Raw genomic sequence first — 17,385 nt, 5'->3', positions numbered from 1 at the left:
AAAGGATGTGGAGTTGCTTAGACAACCAGGATGTTGGCTTAGAAGCAGCCACCATTTAAAGAGTGCGTAATAGCTCACTGGTCGAGTGACTCTGCGCCGAAAATGTACCGGGGCTAAACGTATCACCGAAGCTGTGGACTGTTCTTTTAGAACAGTGGTAGGAGAGCGTTCTAAGGGCTGTGAAGCTAGACCGTAAGGACTAGTGGAGCGCTTAGAAGTGAGAATGCCGGTATGAGTAGCGAAAGAGGGGTGAGAATCCCCTCCACCGAATGCCTAAGGTTTCCTGAGGAAGGCTCGTCCGCTCAGGGTAAGTCGGGACCTAAGCCGAGGCCGAAAGGCGTAGGCGATGGACAACAGGTTGAAATTCCTGTACCACCTCCTCACCATTTGAGCAATGGGGGGACGCAGAAGGATAGGGTAAGCGCGCTGTTGGATATGCGCGTCCAAGCAGTTAGGCTGACAACGAGGCAAATCCCGTTGTCGTATAAGGCTGAGCTGTGATGGCGAGGGAACTATAGTACCGAAGTTCCTGATTCCACACTGCCAAGAAAAGCCTCTAGCGAGGTGAGAGGTGCCCGTACCGCAAACCGACACAGGTAGGCGAGGAGAGAATCCTAAGGTGAGCGAGAGAACTCTCGTTAAGGAACTCGGCAAAATGACCCCGTAACTTCGGGAGAAGGGGTGCTTTTTAGGGTGAATAGCCCGGAAAAGCCGCAGTGAATAGGCCCAGGCGACTGTTTAGCAAAAACACAGGTCTCTGCGAAGCCGCAAGGCGAAGTATAGGGGCTGACGCCTGCCCGGTGCTGGAAGGTTAAGGGGAGAGGTTAGCGTAAGCGAAGCTTTGAACCGAAGCCCCAGTAAACGGCGGCCGTAACTATAACGGTCCTAAGGTAGCGAAATTCCTTGTCGGGTAAGTTCCGACCCGCACGAAAGGCGTAACGATCTGGGCACTGTCTCAACGAGAGACTCGGTGAAATTATAGTACCTGTGAAGATGCAGGTTACCCGCGACAGGACGGAAAGACCCCGTGGAGCTTTACTGTAGCCTGATATTGAATTTTGGTACAGCTTGTACAGGATAGGTAGGAGCCTGAGAAGCCGGAGCGCTAGCTTCGGTGGAGGCGTCGGTGGGATACTACCCTGGCTGTATTGAAATTCTAACCCACAGCCCTTATCGGGCTGGGAGACAGTGTCAGGTGGGCAGTTTGACTGGGGCGGTCGCCTCCTAAAATGTAACGGAGGCGCCCAAAGGTTCCCTCAGAATGGTTGGAAATCATTCGTAGAGTGTAAAGGCACAAGGGAGCTTGACTGCGAGACCTACAAGTCGAGCAGGGACGAAAGTCGGGCTTAGTGATCCGGTGGTTCCGCATGGAAGGGCCATCGCTCAACGGATAAAAGCTACCCCGGGGATAACAGGCTTATCTCCCCCAAGAGTCCACATCGACGGGGAGGTTTGGCACCTCGATGTCGGCTCATCGCATCCTGGGGCTGTAGTCGGTCCCAAGGGTTGGGCTGTTCGCCCATTAAAGCGGTACGCGAGCTGGGTTCAGAACGTCGTGAGACAGTTCGGTCCCTATCCGTCGTGGGCGTAGGAAATTTGAGAGGAGCTGTCCTTAGTACGAGAGGACCGGGATGGACGCACCGCTGGTGTACCAGTTGTCTTGCCAAAGGCATAGCTGGGTAGCTATGTGCGGAAGGGATAAGTGCTGAAAGCATCTAAGCATGAAGCCCCCCTCAAGATGAGATTTCCCATAGCGTAAGCTAGTAAGATCCCTGAAAGATGATCAGGTTGATAGGTCTGAGGTGGAAGCGCGGTGACGTGTGGAGCTGACAGATACTAATCGATCGAGGACTTAACCTAATAAAAGCGTTAAATGAAGTGAATTGAATTGTGTATCGTTATCTAGTTTTGAAGGAACATCCCTTCAACTTTATAAATTATCTGGTAATGATGGCGAAGAGGCCACACCCGTTCCCATGCCGAACACGGAAGTTAAGCTCTTCAGCGCCGATGGTAGTTGGGGGTTTCCCCCTGTGAGAGTAGGACGTTGCCAGGTAAGAGAGAAAAAGATCAGCAGAGATACTGATCTTTTTTGATATTTTTTAAACCGAAAGGTTTATTATTTAAAACTGAAGACAAATTTAACCTACTAGCCTGAGGCTTGGGAGAAGCAAGAAGGTCGAGGAAGCGCAGAGAGTGAAGACCGGAATGTGCGTTCTTGGCACATGAGGATCTGAATGAACAAGCTGACGAAGAGATTCGCCGCTTATCGCAAGCCGATATCCGAACACGGAAGTTAAGTTCTCTGCGCCGATGGTAGTTGGGGGTTTCCCCCTGTGAGAGTAGGACGTTGCCAGGTAAAAAAGAAAAAGATCAGTAGAGATACTGGTCTTTTTTATTGGTGTAAAATTGAACTACTATCTAAAGGATAGGGTGGAAATATATAAAATCAACTAAAAACGTAAGTTTTTATTCAAGACAAACACAAAGTAAGTTATCCGTACATAAAGTAATGAAAACAAATTAATTAAATTCAAAATTGTGTATACAATGTAAGGGTTTGGGCAAACTATAAAGTATGGAGGTGGAGAAAATGAATTCTAATAGTTTACAAAGGTTTAAAGGGGAAACTTGTATAATATGTGATTTAGAAAAAATGACAGGAATTCATCTCTATACGAGTTTTATTTGTGTAGATTGTGAAAAAGAAATGACTAGTACACAAACATCTGATCCTAAATACCAATATTACTTAGAGAAATTAAGAAGGGTAAAAAACCCGCCACTATACTCATAATAAAAAACTAAAACCTATTAAAAAGGGCTGACTTCAAATCAGTCTTTTTTATTTTTAGTCATACATAAATATTTATATTGAGACTAAGTATATACTCATCAAGTGAAGTATTGTTATAATTATTTTATATAAAATAAAGGACGCTGATATATGTATGGAAACACCCCTCTTTACAGCATTAATGAAACATACAAAGAGGAACCCTCTGTCCTTACATGTTCCTGGACATAAAAATGGGACTGTCTTTATGAATCAGGCAGAACAGGTCTATAGAGGAATTTTACCTTTCGATGTTACAGAGCTAACCGGATTGGATGATTTGCACCATCCTAAAGAAGCAATAGCAAAGGCACAACAGCTAACGGCAACATTATACGGTGTGCAGAATACATACTTCTTAGTGAACGGATCAACGGTCGGAAACTTAGCAATGATTCTAGCTTCCAGTAGTAAAAATGATGAGGTTCTTGTCCAAAGAAATTCTCATAAATCAATCATCAATGGAATTCAATTAGCTGGTGCTAGTCCGATCTTTTTATCACCTAAGGTAGATGATGAGTATCAAGTACCTTCTTACGTTGAGATTGAGACTATAAAAGAAGCAATAAGACGTTATCCAAAGGCAAAAGCATTAATTTTAACAAATCCAAATTATTACGGTTTAACAATGGATTTAACTGAAATTATTCAGCTTGCTCATAAACACAGGATCCCTGTACTAGTCGATGAAGCACATGGTGCTCATTTTATAGCAGGGAATGAATTTCCTACTTCAGCAATAGATTCAGGTGCAGATATTGTTGTTCATTCTGCCCATAAAACATTACCTGCAATGACAATGGGTTCATTCCTTCATTTTAATAGCAAGTTAATTGATAAAGAAAAACTTGATTTTTATTTATCAGTTTTGCAAAGCAGTAGTCCATCATATCCGATAATGGCATCATTAGATTTAGCTAGAGCATATCTTAAAAGTATTAAGGAAGATAAAAAACAGGCCGAAATTTTACAGGTAATAGAGTCTGTAAAGCAACAAATACATTCTATTGATGAAATTGTCATCGTCCGATCTGCTGATAAGTTAGTGAAGACTGATCCATTAAAGGTTACAATACGCTCAACAAAAGGTTTAACAGGATTTGAACTTCAAGACTACTTTGAATCACAAAATATTTTTGCGGAACTAGCTGATCCTACTAACTTACTGTTTATCTTACCACTCGCTAACACGATATTAAGCATAAAGGAACTAGAAAAAATAAAAGGAAAGTTTCCTAATCCCTCTCACTCTACAACTAACAGACAACTAGTCCATACTAAAATTAGTCAATCTAATAGTAATAGTATCCAATCATTAGAAAAGCCATATTCATATTTGAATGAATGTGAAAGGAAGCTGGTGGCATTTGATGAGGCAATCGGCTATTATTCAGCAGAATCGATTATTCCATATCCACCTGGAATACCATTTATTATGATTGGTGAGAAAATAACTACTACATTAATTGAGCAAATGAAGGAATTAATGAAATCTGGAGTAAGTATTCAAGGTGATCATAATATTCAACAAGGAAAAATAGCTATATTTATGAAAAGAAGGTGAGTATGTTGAAAGGGAAATTTATAACGTTTGAAGGGCCAGAAGGAGCTGGCAAAACGACGGTTTTAGAATTGTTAATGGTAGAATTACAGCAATCTGGTATTGAGGCTATTTTTACTAGAGAACCTGGAGGTATTAGCATATCAGAAAAGATTCGTGAAGTAATATTAAATAAAGAACATACAGAGATGGATTCAAGAACAGAAGCACTTCTATATGCTGCGGCTAGAAGACAGCATCTTGTTGAGAAGGTTATACCTTCAATAAACAAAGGGAAAACTGTATTTTGTGATAGATTTATCGATAGTTCCTTAGCATATCAAGGGTATGCAAGAGGGTTAGGTATTGATGAAGTTCTTTCAATAAATGAATTTGCCATTAACGGATTCATGCCTGACCTAACCTTTTATTTTAAGATTGATCCTGAAAAGGGACTTAAAAGAATTGCAAAAAGTGAGGAAAGAGAGAAGAATCGACTTGATTTAGAAGACCTTTCATTCCACAAAAAGGTTCAGGAGGGGTATGAGAAGGTTATTACCAGGTTTAAAAAGAGAATTATTGTAATCGATGCTGAGAAACCAATTGAAGAAGTAGTATCTGACGTTAGAGATGCATTGAAAGTGCATTTTGAATTTTAATCTCTAGTTGGCATTAAATTACTATTAAACAAGCAATGAATCACATAGATGAACATGTTACAATATAAGGAGGCCTTTCATTATGAAGTTAGTTATTGTCGTTGTACAAGATCAAGATAGTAATAAACTATTGAATGCGTTGATGGAGCATAATTTCCGTGTAACAAAATTGTCTAGTTCAGGTGGATTCCTAAAGTCTGGTAATACGACATTTATGATAGGAACAGAAGATATTAGAGTTGATAAAGCCTTACAAATCATTAAGGATAATTGTAAATCGCGAGATCAACTAGTTGCACCAGTTTCACCTATGGGGGGAAATGCTGATTCCTTTATCCCATATCCTGTAGAAGTAGAGGTTGGCGGTGCAACAGTTTTTGTTCTTCCTGTGGAGCAGTTTCATCAATTTTAATGTGCTGATATAGATGGTTTCATAATCTTTTTCATAACAGATGGTGGCGAAATTATGCCATGGGGGTTTTTATGAAAATTAGTCAAGATATACGTTCAACAATGGATAAACGAGGTTTAGAGCAAAAAGCTGCACAAACAACTTCTAAAGGGTTTCAAGATTTAATTTCGAAGCAAGGGAACAAGCTTCAGATGGAACAGTTAAATAAATTGTTAGTTAATATTGAAGATGCAGGTCGTCGAGTTTCTAAATCAAGAAATTTTAGTGATCTCTCAAAATATAAATTACTGGTTAAAAAATTTATACATGAGGCTGTTGAATATGGCATGACAATGAAACAGTCAAGAAGTTGGGATTACAATGGAAATAGTCGGTCCTTAAGAATTATTGAACAGGTAGATAAATCACTTGTTGAATTAGCCGACGAAATAGTGAACAAGGAACGCTCAACAATCGATATCCTTGCAAAAATAGGTGAAGTTAAGGGATTGCTTATCAACCTATATACGTAGGGAGTGATGAATATTAATGGCGAAAAATTGGCAAGATTTAGCGTCATATCAACCGCGTGTTATTAAGCTACTAGCGAACAGTATTCAAAAGCAACGGTTAGCGCATGCCTATTTATTTGAGGGGAAAAGGGGAACAGGAAAAAAGGACATAGGAATCCTTTTAGCAAAAAGTTTCTTTTGTGAAAATCTCCAAGACTATAAGCCGTGTGAGAGTTGTAAAAATTGTAAGAGGATACAATCTGGTAACCATCCAGATGTTCATATTGTTGAGCCTGATGGTCTGTCTATAAAGAAAGGACAGATTCAAGCGTTACAAGAGGAATTTTCAAAATCAGGTGTTGAATCTAATAAAAAGCTCTATATGATCATTCACGCTGATAAAATGACGGTAAATGCTGCAAACAGTTTACTGAAGTTTTTAGAGGAACCAAATGCAAATACAATTGCAATTCTAATGACTGAGCAGTATCATAAAATCTTAAATACGATCCTATCTCGTTGCCAGCTATTATCCTTTCAACCTTTACAACCAAAATCTATCGAAGAAGCACTTATTGAATCAAGTATTCCTAAGCATTTAGCAGCTCTCGTTTCACAGCTAACGAATGATACGGAAGCAGCAATTGAGATTGCACAAGATGATTGGTTTGCGCAAGGAAGATTGAAAGTGATAAAATTATATGAAATAGTCGTTAATCGAAAAGGACAGGCACCAATCTATGTTCATACAGATTGGATGAGCCACTTTAATGATAAAGATAAGCAAGAAACAGGGTTAGACTTGTTATTATATATATATAAAGATGTTTTATCGGTCCAATTAGGAAACGAGGAACAAGTCATTTATCAAGACTTGATTCAGCAATTAAAGCAGCATGCCCTTCAAATGACACAAAGAAGTGTGACTGAGAAGATTACTTCTATTTTAGAGGCTAAAAAAAGGCTTCATGCCAATGTAAATCCACAATTATTGATGGAAAAATTGGTTTTAACATTGCAGGAGGGATAAGTTTGTATGATGTTGTAGGTGTTCGTTTCAAAAAGGCGGGCAAAATATATTATTTCGACCCTAATGGTCTTCATATAGAGGATGACGACTTTGTAATTGTAGAAACAATTCGAGGTATTGAATACGGTAAAGTTGTATTAAATAATAAAAGGGTTGAGGAGAATGACGTAGTACTCCCCTTAAAAAAAGTCATCCGACTTGCAGATGATAAAGACAGACTGATGGTTCAGGAAAATCAAGATGCGGCAGAAGAAGCTTATCATGTGTGTCAAAAGAAGGTTTCTGAACATGGTTTAGATATGAAGTTAGTCGATGTCGAGTATACATTCGATCGTAATAAAGTGATTTTTTATTTCACAGCAGATGGTCGCGTTGACTTTCGTGAGCTTGTCAAAGATTTGGCGGCTATTTTTAAAACACGAATCGAGCTTAGACAAATTGGCGTTCGAGATGAAGCAAAAATGTTAGGTGGAATAGGACCTTGTGGCCGCATGTTATGTTGTTCTACATTTTTAGGTGATTTTGAGCCTGTTTCGATTAAAATGGCTAAAGACCAAAACTTGTCTTTAAATCCAACAAAAATTTCTGGCTTATGTGGTCGTTTAATGTGCTGTTTAAAGTATGAAAACGATGAGTATGAGGCTGCCAAAGAACTATTACCAGATTTAGGCGAAATGATTGGTACTCCGAATGGACTAGGTAAGGTTATTGGCCTAAATATATTAGAGAAAATTATACAGGTAAATCTAGTAGAACAGGAACGCGTGGTAGAATACACTTGGGATGAATTGCAGAAAGAAGGCGTAGTTCCAATGCAATCCACAGATTGATGAGGTGGAACAAGTGGATAAAAAAGAGATATTTGAATCTATAAACAGCATGGAACAACAAATAGGATCTTTATACACTCAATTGGGTGAGTTGAAGCAATATCTAGGTGAACTCATTGAAGAAAATCACCATTTAATAATTGAAAATGAGAACTTACGCCGAAGATTAGATTCAACATTAATTAACTCAACTAGTGTTAAAACTAAGGAAAAAAAGTCAAAGGAAAAGCAGCAAACGAAACAAAATCAAATTGATATAGGTGAAGGGTATGATAACTTAGCGAGATTGTACCAAGAAGGCTTCCATATTTGTAATTTACATTATGGCAGTATTCGTAAAGATGGAGATTGTTTATTTTGCTTATCATTCCTAAATAAGAAGTAATGCGGCTGACTCATGATGGTTTGCCCTCTAGAAGAACCATGGAGGGATAAAACCCTTTGATATGTGTCAGTCTTTTTTTCTTTTAAAAGGAGTCATACAACATCCAAAAAGGGAATAGGTGATGAGAGATTAGATTATTTATTAGCAGAGGATCTGAGGATTATTCAGAGTCCAACAGTCTTTTCTTTTTCTTTAGATGCAGTTTTACTCTCTAGGTTTATCTATATGCCCATCCAAAAAGGGAATATTATTGATTTGTGTACAGGGAATGGGATTATTCCATTAATACTAAGTACAAGAACAAAGGGTAAAGTAATTGGAGTGGAGATTCAGGAAAGACTGTATGATATGGCAGTAAGAAGTATTGCTTATAATAAACTAGAACATCAGTTAGAAATGATTCATGGTGATCTTAAAGAAATGCCGAAGGAGCTAGGGTTTGGAAAATTTGATGTTGTCACGTGTAATCCTCCTTATTTTGCTACTCCTCAGAAGGATAAACAAAATTTAAATGAGCATCTTGCAATTGCTAGGCATGAGATTCTTTGTACGTTAGAAGATGTTATTAGAGTTAGTAGTCAGCTTGTGAAGCAAGGTGGAAAGATTGCACTTGTACATCGACCAGGTAGGCTTGTTGATATTGTAGAATTAATGAGAAAATATGGAGTTGAACCAAAACGGATTCAATTTGTTTACCCTAGACTAGGGAAAGATGCAAATACATTGTTAATCGAAGGGATCAAGGGTGGGAATTCAGATTTAAAAATGATGGCCCCTATATTTGTCTATAATGGAGAAAATGAATATACAAATGAGATCCGGAAGATATTATATGGAGATAAAGAGGACGGTACTAGCTAATTAACGTGCGACATAATCACATTTAGATGCTAAATGCTAGCGTGGAAAAGCTATAAGGAGTTTATATGGAACAAACAAATCATTATTTTTATGTACTTGAATGTAGTGATGGAAGTTACTATGCAGGATATACCGTTGATATAAACGAAAGATTAAAAAAACACAATAATGGTAAAGGTGCTAAATATACAAGAGGAAGAACTCCGGTTAAGTTATTGTATTCAGAAGAATTTAAAACAAAGAGTGAAGCTTTAAAAATGGAAATATCCTTTAAAAAGCTACCAAGAAAGGCTAAAGAACAATACATAAGCAGTGAAACATCTGATATAGAAGGGTGAAGGGGACATGCTAAAAAGGCAAAAAAGCTTTCATAATGGAGAGAAGGAAATAGGAGATTTATATTTAGTTCCCACTCCAATAGGAAATTTAGAGGATATGACATTCCGTGCAATAAAAATTCTCAAAGAAGTCGATTTAATTGCAGCTGAAGACACTCGCCAATCGAGAAAATTATGTAATTATTTTGAAATAGAAACATCAATTTTTAGTTACCATGAGCATAATAAGGAGACAAGCGGTAACAGAGTGCTAGAATTGTTACAGCAAAAGAAGAATATTGCTCTTATTAGTGATGCAGGAATGCCAACAATATCTGATCCGGGTAGTGAATTAGTTAAACAAGTACTTGCTTTAGGGGGGAGTGTTATCCCTCTACCTGGTGCAAACGCGGCATTAACAGCATTAATTGCCTCAGGAATTAGTCCACAGCCCTTTTACTTTTTTGGCTTTTTAGATCGTCAAAAAAAAGAAAAGAAAAATCAGCTTGAATCTTTACGAGGAAGGGTTGAAACAATAATCCTTTATGAATCTCCACATCGATTAAAAGAAACGTTACAGCTGATGAAAGAGTATCTAGGAAATCGCTCGATTTGTTTATCAAGAGAATTAACAAAGAAATTTGAAGAATTTATACGAGGAAATATTGATGAGATAATTAAGTGGTCTGAAGAAAATGAGATCCGTGGGGAATTTTGTATAATAGTTGAAGGAACGGATGAAGATGAGATTTCAACTGCTGAGAATACGTGGTGGAGTGAATTAACCATAATGGATCATGTGGAACATTACATTCAGCAAGATGTGCCTTCTAAAGAGGCAATTAAACGAGTATCAATTGAAAGAGGAATCCAAAAAAGAGAAGTTTATCAAGCATATCATATTGATTAAATACATTAATGAAAAAGAGGGATCTGATTACTCAAAATATGAGTATCAGATCCCTCTTTTTTTACTAATTACTTTTGAACTAGTTGATTTTGAATTTCTGCTAAAATTTGTTCTGCACCTTCACGGCTAAGTACTAACTTACCATTAGCTAATGCAAGATTGTCGTCAGAAACTTCTCCAGTAACTTGACAAGTCATGTTTGGCTTATATTTTTTAAGAATGATTTTTTCATCATCCACATAAATTTCTAAAGCATCCTTTTCAGCAATACCTAATGTGCGTCGTAGTTCGATCGGAATAACCACACGACCTAACTCATCAACTTTACGTACGATACCTGTAGATTTCATAATGATAAATCTCCTCTCAATTTTGACATTCTCTATGTTTTTAAATTAAACTTCGTCAATATTCGACAAAAACTGATTTGCTTTTTAAGCATATCAGTGTTTCCAATAATCGTCAATCATTTTATTTATTTTTCCATGTAAAAAAATAGGTGGAGGTTTTTAATCCTTGTAGATATAAGGTTTCACCGGATATATACCCTCAAAATATGGAATATAAACCTAAAAATGTAATTTTATTAGTACTAAATAACTTTATATTTTTCTATGAAGCTTTCGACATGATTCACCGAATTTTCGACAAATCTACTATATATATGTCGAAATGGGTGTCGAATTGTAGAAATCAAAAATCTTTATGTATATATATTTGATATTAGGGGCCAAGATGGTATCATAAAGAGTATGAAATGATCAAGGGTGGATAGATTAGTAATGCTAGGTCACTATTTAATTTGATCCATTTGAATATTAGTTTTTTCATAACGCTCTCGTCCTTAGGGGCGAGAGCGTTTTTTGAAAAGAAAAGCCAAGTATAAGGTTATAGACAAAGTTTTAGTGACTAGCTCCAGCGCTAAAGCAGAAGTGAACTTCACACTCCTTAACGCATATTCAACATCGAACGTTCTTACTCTTCGTGTTTCTTTTATCTCATAGGAGTGCACTTAGTTCATACGTCGCTAAACATGCGCTTGCGCTTTTCGAATATTGAGGAGGTTACATAATGGAGAATAGTCAAAAAACATTTTATATTACTACTCCAATTTATTATCCAAGTGGAAAGCTACATATTGGACATGCCTATACTACAGTAGCTGGGGATGCAATGGCTCGGTATAAACGGATGCGTGGATATGATGTCATGTATTTAACTGGTACTGATGAACATGGTCAAAAAATTCAACGTAAAGCTGAGGAAAGCAATGTTACTCCGCAACAATATGTTGATAATATTGTTTCAGGTATTGAAAACTTATGGGGTAAGATGGATATTTCTTATGATGATTTTATAAGAACAACACAAGACCGACATAAGGTAGTTGTAGAGAGAATTTTTACACAGCTTGTTGAACAAGGCGATATTTATTTAGATGAATATGAAGGCTGGTACTCTGTACCAGATGAAACCTATTATACAGAGCTTCAACTTGTAGATCCTATAAAAGAGAATGGAAAAATAGTTGGTGGGAAAAGTCCTGATAGTGGTCACCCTGTTGAATTAGTAAAAGAAGAATCCTATTTCTTTAAAATGGGGAAATATGTTGATCGTCTTTTAGCTTACTATGAAGAAAATCCTGAATTTATCCAGCCAGAATCACGAAAAAATGAAATGATTAATAATTTTATTAAGCCAGGTCTTGAGGATTTAGCTGTTTCACGGACAACATTTGATTGGGGAGTAAAAGTCCCAGGAGATCCAAAACATGTAATTTATGTTTGGATTGATGCACTTTCTAACTATATCACAGCACTAGGATTCGGGACTGATCATGATGAGAAATATAAAAAGTATTGGCCTGCAGATGTTCATATTGTAGGAAAGGAAATCGTTCGTTTCCACACTATATATTGGCCAATTATGTTAATGGCTTTAGATTTACCTCTACCTAAGAAGGTATTTGCACATGGCTGGCTTTTAATGAAGGATGGCAAAATGTCAAAATCAAAAGGCAATGTTGTTGACCCAGTCACATTAATTGATAAATATGGGTTAGATGCACTGCGTTATTATTTACTTAGAGAGGTTCCCTTCGGTTCAGATGGTGTCTTTACACCAGAAGGCTTTATTGACCGTGTGAATTATGACCTAGCAAATGACTTAGGAAATTTATTAAATCGAACTGTAGCAATGATTGATAAATACTTTGATGGACAAGTACCTGAGTATAATGGTAGCCAAACGGAATTTGATGAGCAACTTGTGGCAGTTTCACAAAATACTGTGAAAAAGTACGAGGATGCTATGGATAAAATGGAATTTTCAATCGCACTTTCTTCTTTGTGGCAATTCATTAGCAGAACAAACAAATATATTGATGAGACACAGCCATGGGTGTTAGCAAAAGAAGAAGCTAATCGTGACAAATTAGCATCAGTTATGGTCCATTTGGCAGAATCATTACGTATTACGGCTGTATTATTAAAACCATTTCTAACTGAAACACCAAATCATATTTTTAATCAGTTAGGGATTGAGGATGAAAGCCTAAAAGCATGGGATAGTATTACAAGCTTTGGTCAAATTAATAAAACACAGGTGAATAAACAAGCGCCAATTTTCCCACGCTTAGAAGTTGAGGAAGAAGTCCAATATATTAAAGAACAAATGAAGGGATCTGCCCCTGTACAAGAAGAGAAGCAGGTAGAAGTGCCATCAATAGAAGAAGAGATTACAATCGATGATTTTATGAAGGTTGATCTACGTGTAGCAGAGGTGATCCATGCAGAGCAAGTTAAAAAAGCAGACCGTCTATTGAAAATCCAGTTAGACTTGGGTTACGAAAAAAGACAGGTAGTTTCTGGAATTGCAAAATTTTATAAACCTGAAGAATTAATCGGGAAGAAAGTCATTTGTGTAGTTAATCTTAAACCAGTAAAACTTCGCGGTGAGCTTTCCCAAGGGATGATTTTAGCAGGTTCACAGGATGATGTCCTGTCAGTTGCAACGGTTGATGCTAGTTTACCTAATGGTTCAAGAGTAAAATAACAACATAAAAAAGGGGTGTTCCACGTGTAACATTTTGTAGAACACCCCTTTGATTTGTCGAATGGAAAGGAAGAGGTAAATAATGCTATTTGATAGCCACGCTCATTTAAATGCAATTCAATACGAAAAAGATATAGTAGAGGTCATTCAACGAGCAAAAGATGAAAAAGTAACACATATTGTGGTGGTAGGTTTTGATAGGGAAACGATTAGTAAAGCAATGGAACTAACTGATCAATATGACATGATCTATGCAGCTGTGGGATGGCATCCAGTTGATGCAATTGATATGACGGAAGAAGATTTAAATTGGATTAAACAATTAGCTTTACATCCGAAGGTTGTTGCAATAGGTGAGATGGGACTGGATTATTATTGGGATAAATCCCCTAAAGATATACAGAAGGAAGTTTTTCGTAAACAAATCCAATTAGCAAAAGAGGTTAAACTTCCAATTATTATTCATAACCGTGATGCTACAGAAGATGTTGTAAGGATACTTCAAGAAGAGAATGCAAGTGAAGTAGGCGGTATTATGCATTGTTTTACAGGTAGCCTTGATGTAGCTAAGCAGTGTATGGATATGAACTTCTATATATCGTTTGGGGGACCTGTAACCTTTAAAAATGCGAAGAAACCAAAGGAAGTCGTCAAAGAAATACCAATGGATCGACTTTTAATTGAGACCGATTGTCCGTATTTGACCCCGCATCCTTTTAGAGGAAAGCGCAATGAGCCAAGCTATGTGAAGTATGTTGCTGAACAAATTGCAGAGTTAAGAGGAGTCACTTTGGAGGAAATAGGAACAAAAACTTCCGACAATGCGAGGAAATTATTCGGCATAACTCGATAAGGAAACATGTCGAGTTTTGGAATAGCTTGTCCTGATGGTTACAATATCTAAAAGTTCTACATGTCTCATCTCCTTCATAGTATATCTTTGTCGATAACTCTTTCTTCACTTTTGTCTTATTATTGCGCATAATTATGAATACGTTGGAAAAATGAGACAACGTCGAGAGGGTTGACAAGATGACAGATACTCTATATAATCCACGAGGAAGAAGGAGGCGTTTTTCATTTTCATTCAAAACATGAAAAAGCTGTTTTCCGAAAAAGTAATAAAGAATAAGGTTGTCCTTTCTGCTGCTAGTTTACTAGTATTAGGGTCAGGTACCGCGTATGGTACATATGAGGGAACGAAGGATACTGTATCATTGACTGTGAATGGTAAAGAAGAGAAGATTCGAACTCATGCTGATACAGTGAGTGCATTACTTAAAGAAATAGAAATAGATATACGAAAAGAAGATGGCATCTCACCTGCAGCAGGTAAAAAGATAGAAGATAACATGGAAATAGTCTATGAAGCTTCTAAACCAATAAATGTTGCAATAGGCGAGAAGCGAAGGACAATCTGGACGACAGCGGATACAGTGAAAGAATTAATTCAGCAAGAGAACCTAGATGTTACAGAGCATGATAAGATTGAACCAGCATTAGATACAAAGATTGAAAAAGATTTGTCACTAACCATTGATAAAGCATTCAAGCTTACACTAAATGTTGGCGAAGAAAAACAACAAGTTTGGACTACTTCGACTACTGTCGCTGACTTTTTAAAAGAACACAACGTTAAATTAAACGAATTAGATGAAGTAAAACCGGCTCTTACAGCAAAAATCAATGAAAAGAGCGCCATAACGGTTACACGTATAGAAAAAGTCACCGATGTAGTGGAAGAACCAATTGCCTTTGATGTTGTTACGAAAAGCGATAGCAGCATTGATAAAGGGAAGCAGAAAGTTATTGATTCTGGAAAAGAAGGTAAACTAAAGAAGCACTATGAAGTAGTTGTTGAAAACGGAAAAGAAATTTCTAGAAAACTACTTAAAAAAGAAACTGTTGAAGAAAGTAAAGATCGTGTTGTCGCTTTAGGTACAAAGATTGCTAGCCCAGTAAGTACTGCTACTGTTTCACGCGGAAATGATTCTGTTGCAAAAGAGTTTTATGTTAACTCTACTGCCTACACGGCAAGTTGTAGTGGTTGTTCAGGAACAACAGCCACAGGAGTTAATTTACGGGCAAATCCTAATGCTAAGGTGATTGCAGTTGATCCAAATGTGATCCCACTAGGTACAAAAGTGTATGTCGAGGGCTATGGATATGCAGTTGCTGCTGACACTGGTTCAGCAATAAAGGGAAACAAAATCGACGTGTTCATACCAACAAAATCAGCTGCCTATCGATGGGGTTCGAAAAAAGTGAAAATTAAAATTTTAGATTAGAACTGGCAGAGGGTTTTTATCCCTCTGTTTTTTTGCGTTATAATGGTTAAAAGCGCAAGCGCCTTGACCAGGCGCTGGAGCTAGACACTGAAACTCAGTATTGTTATTTAAATAGTCTCTATATATTAGACGATACAACTCTTTAAAAAGTTTCATCATTTGGAGGAAAAAATGAAAATAAAAGAAATTATTGTTGTTGAAGGGAAAGATGATACAACTGCTATTAAACGAGCTGTTGATGCAGATACAATTGAAACGAATGGATCATCAATCGGTGAGTCAGTTATAGAGCAGGTAAAGCTTGCTCAACAAACAAGAGGTGTCATTTTATTTACTGATCCGGATTTTCCTGGAGAAAAGATAAGAAAAACAATTTCAGAAAAAGTCCCTGGCTGTAAACATGCTTTCTTGCCTAAAGAGGAGGCAAGACCGAAAAATGGTAAGGGGATAGGAGTGGAGCACGCCTCTGTTGAATCAATACGTATTGCATTACAGTCAGTTAAAGAAGAAATGGATGAATTCATTAGTGAAATATTTTTGGATGATTTATTAGAAGCTGGTCTTGTGGGTGGAAATCGAGCAAGGGCTAGACGTGAAAAATTAGGTGCTTTACTAAAAATCGGCTATACAAATGGAAAACAACTTCATAAAAGACTGCAAATGTTTCAAATAAGTAGAGAAGAATACATAAAAGCAGTAACCACGATCTTACAGGAGGAGAATAATTAATGATGAAAGATATTGCAACTCCGGTTAGAACTAAGGCAATTTTAGAAAAGTACGGCTTTTCCTTTAAAAAAAGTTTAGGTCAAAATTTTCTTATAGAACCCAATATATTATCAAGAATTGTTGATCATGCTGAGGTGACCGATAAAACGGGTGTTATTGAAATTGGACCAGGAATAGGTGCATTAACAGAACAGCTTGCTAGACGAGCAAAAAAGGTTGTCGCATTTGAGATCGATCAAAGATTGCTCCCAATCTTAAATGAAACATTAGCGCCATATCCAAATGTATCAATTATTCATCAAGATGTTTTAGAGGCAGATTTAAAGAGAGCTGTAAAGGAGCACTTTAGCGACTGTGAGGAAATTATGGTTGTAGCAAACTTGCCTTATTACGTAACAACTCCAATCATAATGAAGCTATTAGAAGATCAATTACCACTTAAAGGGATCGTCGTAATGCTCCAAAAAGAGGTGGCAGATCGAATTTCAGCTAAACCATCTACTAAAGAATATGGTTCGTTATCAATTGCTGTACAGTATTATACTGATGCCAAAACAGTTATGACTGTTCCTAAAACAGTATTTGTACCTCAGCCTAATGTTGATTCAGCAATTATACGCTTATTAGTAAGAAATGAGCCAATTGTTGAATTGGAAAATGAATCATTCTTTTTCCAAATTGTCCGGGCTAGCTTTGCGCAAAGAAGAAAGACACTGCTAAATAATTTGGTTCATTTCTTACCGAATGGAAAAGAATTAAAGCCGGTGATAGAAGAAACATTGTCACAAGTAAATATCGATGGAAAACGAAGAGGAGAGTCTCTTTCCATTGAAGAGTTTGCCAAGCTTAGTGATGCATTAGATAAAGTGCTCACAAAAGCTTAACTTATTACCTTAGCAAATATTAAGATAACAGCATAAAAAAAAAGTATAGAAATCTAGGTGAAGTCTTTATTGGGACTAAGTCTAGATTTTTTCTTTTTATTTGAATCAGGAATTAAGGGAAGTAGCACTACCTTCATGTTTTTTACAATGTGATATCAC

Annotated in this window: 17 protein-coding genes and 2 rRNA genes (1 of these 19 cut by a window edge); 18 read left to right on the top strand and 1 reads right to left on the bottom strand. The window is 37.1% G+C overall.

The window, feature by feature from the left end; all coding sequences use genetic code 11:
- From WCV66_RS03335 to rsmI, 13 genes are all read left to right on the top strand, one after another.
- Nucleotides 1–1,860: ribosomal RNA gene (locus tag WCV66_RS03335) — 23S ribosomal RNA — on the top strand; it begins 1,071 nt to the left of the window's first position.
- 80 nt (nucleotides 1,861–1,940) lie between these two features.
- Nucleotides 1,941–2,056: ribosomal RNA gene (gene rrf / locus WCV66_RS03330) — 5S ribosomal RNA — on the top strand.
- A gap of 537 nt (nucleotides 2,057–2,593) precedes the next feature.
- Nucleotides 2,594–2,797 (top strand): sigma factor G inhibitor Gin, encoded by a 204-nt coding sequence (locus WCV66_RS03325; protein ID WP_066333595.1) that lies wholly within the window; start codon nucleotides 2,594–2,596, stop codon nucleotides 2,795–2,797.
- 154 nt (nucleotides 2,798–2,951) lie between these two features.
- Complete coding sequence (locus tag WCV66_RS03320; RefSeq protein ID WP_338787890.1) at nucleotides 2,952–4,400, top strand: aminotransferase class I/II-fold pyridoxal phosphate-dependent enzyme; 1,449 nt, start codon at nucleotides 2,952–2,954, stop codon at nucleotides 4,398–4,400.
- Between the two features lie 5 nt (nucleotides 4,401–4,405).
- Nucleotides 4,406–5,035, top strand: a complete 630-nt coding sequence (gene tmk / locus WCV66_RS03315) for a dTMP kinase (protein ID WP_198165153.1) — start codon at nucleotides 4,406–4,408, stop codon at nucleotides 5,033–5,035.
- Nucleotides 5,036–5,117: 82 nt separating this feature from the next.
- Nucleotides 5,118–5,447 (top strand): cyclic-di-AMP receptor, encoded by a 330-nt coding sequence (locus WCV66_RS03310; protein WP_066333581.1) that lies wholly within the window; start codon nucleotides 5,118–5,120, stop codon nucleotides 5,445–5,447.
- A gap of 71 nt (nucleotides 5,448–5,518) precedes the next feature.
- The gene (locus WCV66_RS03305) at nucleotides 5,519–5,959 is read left to right on the top strand and encodes a YaaR family protein (protein WP_066333579.1); all 441 of its coding nucleotides are present in this window, start codon (nucleotides 5,519–5,521) and stop codon (nucleotides 5,957–5,959) included.
- A 16-nt stretch (nucleotides 5,960–5,975) separates the two neighbouring features.
- A complete protein-coding gene (gene holB / locus WCV66_RS03300; protein WP_338787889.1) occupies nucleotides 5,976–6,968 on the top strand; it encodes a DNA polymerase III subunit delta' in 993 nt (330 codons plus the stop codon).
- Between the two features lie 2 nt (nucleotides 6,969–6,970).
- Nucleotides 6,971–7,798: a stage 0 sporulation family protein gene (locus WCV66_RS03295; RefSeq protein ID WP_338787888.1), complete on the top strand. Its 828-nt coding sequence runs from the start codon at nucleotides 6,971–6,973 to the stop codon at nucleotides 7,796–7,798.
- Between the two features lie 13 nt (nucleotides 7,799–7,811).
- On the top strand, nucleotides 7,812–8,183 hold the full coding sequence (gene yabA, locus WCV66_RS03290; protein WP_066333566.1) for a DNA replication initiation control protein YabA: 372 nt from the start codon (nucleotides 7,812–7,814) through the stop codon (nucleotides 8,181–8,183).
- A 114-nt stretch (nucleotides 8,184–8,297) separates the two neighbouring features.
- Complete coding sequence (locus WCV66_RS03285) at nucleotides 8,298–9,044, top strand: tRNA1(Val) (adenine(37)-N6)-methyltransferase (protein WP_338789389.1); 747 nt, start codon at nucleotides 8,298–8,300, stop codon at nucleotides 9,042–9,044.
- Between the two features lie 65 nt (nucleotides 9,045–9,109).
- The gene (locus WCV66_RS03280) at nucleotides 9,110–9,382 is read left to right on the top strand and encodes a GIY-YIG nuclease family protein (RefSeq protein WP_066333562.1); all 273 of its coding nucleotides are present in this window, start codon (nucleotides 9,110–9,112) and stop codon (nucleotides 9,380–9,382) included.
- A gap of 7 nt (nucleotides 9,383–9,389) precedes the next feature.
- On the top strand, nucleotides 9,390–10,271 hold the full coding sequence (gene rsmI, locus WCV66_RS03275) for a 16S rRNA (cytidine(1402)-2'-O)-methyltransferase (protein WP_066333558.1): 882 nt from the start codon (nucleotides 9,390–9,392) through the stop codon (nucleotides 10,269–10,271).
- A gap of 68 nt (nucleotides 10,272–10,339) precedes the next feature.
- Here the strand turns inward: rsmI and WCV66_RS03270 are convergent, their stop codons facing one another.
- Nucleotides 10,340–10,627, bottom strand: a complete 288-nt coding sequence (locus WCV66_RS03270) for an AbrB/MazE/SpoVT family DNA-binding domain-containing protein (protein ID WP_185654051.1) — start codon at nucleotides 10,625–10,627, stop codon at nucleotides 10,340–10,342.
- Nucleotides 10,628–11,342: 715 nt separating this feature from the next.
- On the opposite strand from WCV66_RS03270, the gene metG reads away from it, so the two are divergent.
- From metG to rsmA, 5 genes are all read left to right on the top strand, one after another.
- Nucleotides 11,343–13,325 carry a methionine--tRNA ligase gene (metG, locus tag WCV66_RS03265; RefSeq protein WP_338787887.1) on the top strand — a complete coding sequence of 661 codons (1,983 nt, stop codon included), beginning with the start codon at nucleotides 11,343–11,345 and terminating at the stop codon, nucleotides 13,323–13,325.
- Between the two features lie 82 nt (nucleotides 13,326–13,407).
- Nucleotides 13,408–14,178 (top strand): TatD family hydrolase, encoded by a 771-nt coding sequence (locus WCV66_RS03260; protein ID WP_338787886.1) that lies wholly within the window; start codon nucleotides 13,408–13,410, stop codon nucleotides 14,176–14,178.
- A gap of 241 nt (nucleotides 14,179–14,419) precedes the next feature.
- Nucleotides 14,420–15,613, top strand: coding sequence for a ubiquitin-like domain-containing protein (locus WCV66_RS03255; protein ID WP_338787885.1), 1,194 nt, complete (start codon nucleotides 14,420–14,422; stop codon nucleotides 15,611–15,613).
- A 171-nt stretch (nucleotides 15,614–15,784) separates the two neighbouring features.
- Nucleotides 15,785–16,342, top strand: coding sequence for a ribonuclease M5 (gene rnmV, locus WCV66_RS03250; protein ID WP_066333543.1), 558 nt, complete (start codon nucleotides 15,785–15,787; stop codon nucleotides 16,340–16,342).
- Entirely contained in the window at nucleotides 16,342–17,226 is an 885-nt protein-coding gene (rsmA, locus tag WCV66_RS03245; RefSeq protein WP_066333542.1) for a 16S rRNA (adenine(1518)-N(6)/adenine(1519)-N(6))-dimethyltransferase RsmA, read from the top strand. The genes rnmV and rsmA overlap by 1 nt, the downstream gene beginning before the upstream one ends.
- Nucleotides 17,227–17,385: the final 159 nt, after the last annotated feature.

This window comes from Metabacillus rhizosphaerae (assembly GCF_037201795.1).
Taxonomy (GTDB): domain Bacteria; phylum Bacillota; class Bacilli; order Bacillales; family Bacillaceae; genus Metabacillus; species Metabacillus rhizosphaerae.
Note: the sequence above shows the minus strand (reverse complement) of the source record. Positions and strands in the feature narration are given on the sequence as shown.